The sequence below is a fragment of the Capnocytophaga sp. oral taxon 332 str. F0381 genome (assembly GCF_000318275.2).
Taxonomy (GTDB): domain Bacteria; phylum Bacteroidota; class Bacteroidia; order Flavobacteriales; family Flavobacteriaceae; genus Capnocytophaga; species Capnocytophaga bilenii.
This window is the reverse complement of record NZ_KB291266.1, coordinates 1-510: the sequence shown is the minus strand read 5'-3', so window position 1 is coordinate 510 and position 510 is coordinate 1. Positions and strand designations below refer to the sequence as shown.

Here is a 510-nt window from a genome sequence, read left to right as displayed (position 1 = left end):
GTGTATTGAGTGTAACGAATGTAGCTTGTAACGGATATGCTACGGGTAAGGCTACGTTGAAGGTAGAGAATTTGCGAGGTGGTAGTTATATGGTACAAATATCACCGTCGTATATAGCTAGGACAGGAGCGGGTTATACGACTCCTATCAATAGTAATACCTTTGAGATTACTGAACTTCAGAAGGGTAATTATACAATTACCTTCAGGTATACTCCTGCGCATTCAGGATTAGGTTCAGGCTGTGTGGTAACGACAACTTTACAAGTAACAGAGCCTACAGAAATAGGGCTTACGGCAACGCAAACGGTACCAGCGATGTGTTCTAACAACAACGTAGCGACTGTAAAACTTACAGCAACGGGTGGTACAGGTACAGGTACTTATAAGTATGAATATTACGATGCGAATATGGTACTGAAAGCGGGGCCACAGACCAGCAATATATTTACAGGGGTAAAACCAGGGGTACAGAATAAGTTTAAGGTAATAGATGCTAACAATTGTAGTC

The 510-nt window shown here is 41.8% G+C and carries 1 protein-coding gene; it reads left to right on the top strand.

Annotated elements, in window-relative coordinates; translation table 11 throughout:
- On the top strand, positions 1-510 hold a 510-nt coding region (locus HMPREF9075_RS12505), incomplete at both ends, for a hypothetical protein (protein ID WP_009414830.1).